This is a genomic window from Ferroplasma sp. Type II, assembly GCF_000496155.1.
This window is the reverse complement of record NZ_KI542793.1, coordinates 1-2,571: the sequence shown is the minus strand read 5'-3', so window position 1 is coordinate 2,571 and position 2,571 is coordinate 1. Positions and strand designations below refer to the sequence as shown.

Genomic DNA, 2,571 nt, shown 5'->3' with positions numbered 1-2,571 from the left:
CAATGTAACTATGGCTAAATGATGACTGAATTAACATTGTACCATATGAAATAATTTTTAAAACAAAAGGCAATGACATGCCATGTATAATATTGTTGTGCTTGCCTCCGGAAATGGATCAAATTTTCAGGCTGTCATAGATGCAATAGACCATGGTGTCATAAATAATGCAAGGATATCTAAATTAATATGCAATAACAAAAGGGCTTATGTACTGCAGAGGGCAAGGGAAAATGGCATAGCCTCCGTTCTTGTGGATACTAAAAAGGGAGATTACAACAGCATCATATCCGCTATACTCAGTGCCGAAAATCCAGATCTTATACTCCTGGACGGTTACATGAGAATAATTCCTGATTATATAATAGATGCTTATCCATTTAAAATCATTAATCTTCATCCATCACTCCTGCCTGCATTCGGGGGCATGGGATATTACGGAAGCAGAGTCCACGAGGCTGTCATAAATTCTGGAACAAGGTATTCAGGATGCACAGTACATTTTACCACAAAGGATGTTGACAACGGGCCAATAATAGACCAGAGGGTGGTAGAGGTATGTGACCATGAAACACCAGAATCACTGGAAAAAAAAATACATGAAGAGGAGCACAAATCACTGGTATTCTCAATAAATCTGCTCATCACTAAAAGGTATACCATAAATGGGAAAAGAGTTATAAGGGAATAATTATCCTATAATCAGTACTGTTCCCACGTATAATATATAAATGGCAAAGCCGAATATTATGGTGGCAGAGCCAATTTTAATGTACTTTTCATATCCTGTCCCGAAACGCCATATTACATAGGGAAATATGGATATCCAGATAACTATTCCAGAGAATAATCCTGTGACCGAAAATATGCTCAGCTCCTTCAAAAGGAAAAATCCTGCGGTGAACCACCATATTATCTGAAAAGGATTTGTAAGTCCCATTGAGAGCCCTAAAAAGTAATTCCCTTTTCTTGTTTTTGATGGCATTCTGGATCTCAGGACAGATAATCCAAGGTAAAGCATAAATATGCCACCTATGATGTAAATAACCTTCAATATGGCCTCAGTTATAATGCCATTCGTAAGATATACTATGAAAAAAAGAATTGAATCCGCAGTCATAGCACCAAATCCCACTCCCATGCCGTGAAGGCGTGATTTGAGTGATTCATTGGCTATGACGGAATTGACAGACCCGGGAGGTCCGGCAAGCGATAGCCCCAGTAAAATTCCAAGACCGTATTCGTAAATAAACATCTGAGGAGATATTACAACATTATTTTAAAATTATAGTAAGGTCATATTTTTTAAAACAACATATCCTGCTGCAAGATCCTCAAGGCCAATACCCAGGCATTTAAAAACCGTTTTGCTCCTATTGTACTTATCCGGATTTGCCACAAATTCTCCCAGTGTGATTATTTTCTTCCTGTCCCTTATATCGCTTATTTCTGACGATTCCATTTCAGACTGTGCTGAATTTTCCTCTATTAGGATCTGGGAGTTTTCCATTACGTCCTTATCTGCTTCTCGGGATCCAAGGACATTGGAACCTATAAGATTTATATGATATTTCTCAGGCAGCATTGAATAGTTGAATATGGGTTTTTTTGTGTCTGTAGCAGATGCAATTACATCCGAATCCAGAAGGCAAGAAAGGTCCTTTACAGGTTCCACCTTAATGGAAGATTTCTGTGCAAATTTCCTTGCATGGTCAAAATTTCTGGAGTATACGTATGCGTTTTCCAGATGATAAAATTCTGAAATTGAACTCAGTTGTGATTCGGCCTGAAACCCCGAGCCGATAATGGTGTAATTAATTGTTTTCTTTTTTACCAGCATTGATGTGACCATTGCAGAAATAGCTCCTGTCCTTATCTGTCCCAGTACATTTGCATCTATTGCATAAAGCCTCTGGGGATCTGCTGTATCAAATATAATGACAAAAAATCTGTATCCATTTTTCCCGAATATGTATGTTTTCAAACCGGCTATTCCCCGTTTTTCATAGAATGCGGGCATGGTGCTGAACACAAAGTCTTTTCCATTTATCCTGTCCCGTGGGCTTGAATCGGATTCTCCTTTACCATATGAAATAAAGGCTTCCCTGAGTTCATCAACACATTCTTTTACAGGCAGGTTGTTTTTAACGTCACTGTCATCTATATAGGTTATCATGGATTAACATAGAATTTTTATATTAAAAGTTTGCCGGCATATTGATTTGTAATATATTAATTAATGTTGGGGCAATAGTAATACATGATCAGGGTGGGCATGATAGTACCGGCCAACAACGTAGCACTGGAATATGATATGTACAGAATGGCACCTGAAAACATGAGTTTCCATTCCACAAGGATGAGGCCTACCAGAAACTGTGAGCCCGATAATCCAGAAAAATTCAGGAATGAACTGAAACAGGCATATGGGTTATTGAAAAGGTCATCAGATGTGATAGTTTATGGCAGGACTTATGGAACACACAAAAATGCGGGAATAATAAGAGAAGTATTCGGAAGTGATGTCATCATACCGGAAGAGGCTGTAATAGAATATCTTCAGGAGTCTGA

The 2,571-nt window shown here is 38.3% G+C and carries 3 protein-coding genes and 1 pseudogene; 2 read left to right on the top strand and 2 right to left on the bottom strand.

Annotation, left to right across the window (positions count from 1 at the left end):
* The first annotated feature begins 82 nt into the window (after nt 1-82).
* Nucleotides 83-691, top strand: a complete 609-nt coding sequence (gene purN, locus AMDU4_RS11575; RefSeq protein WP_021787297.1) for a phosphoribosylglycinamide formyltransferase — start codon at nt 83-85, stop codon at nt 689-691.
* Here purN and AMDU4_RS11570 read toward each other — a convergent pair whose 3' ends face one another.
* Nucleotides 692-1,255 (bottom strand): LysE family transporter, encoded by a 564-nt coding sequence (locus tag AMDU4_RS11570; protein ID WP_021787296.1) that lies wholly within the window; start codon nt 1,253-1,255, stop codon nt 692-694. It lies immediately after the preceding gene.
* A 30-nt stretch (nt 1,256-1,285) separates the two neighbouring features.
* Entirely contained in the window at nt 1,286-2,176 is an 891-nt protein-coding gene (locus tag AMDU4_RS11565; RefSeq protein WP_021788153.1) for a hypothetical protein, read from the bottom strand.
* An 84-nt stretch (nt 2,177-2,260) separates the two neighbouring features.
* Here AMDU4_RS11565 and AMDU4_RS11560 point away from each other — a divergent pair.
* Nucleotides 2,261-2,571 (top strand): annotated as a pseudogene (locus tag AMDU4_RS11560) (arylmalonate decarboxylase); the annotation flags it as partial.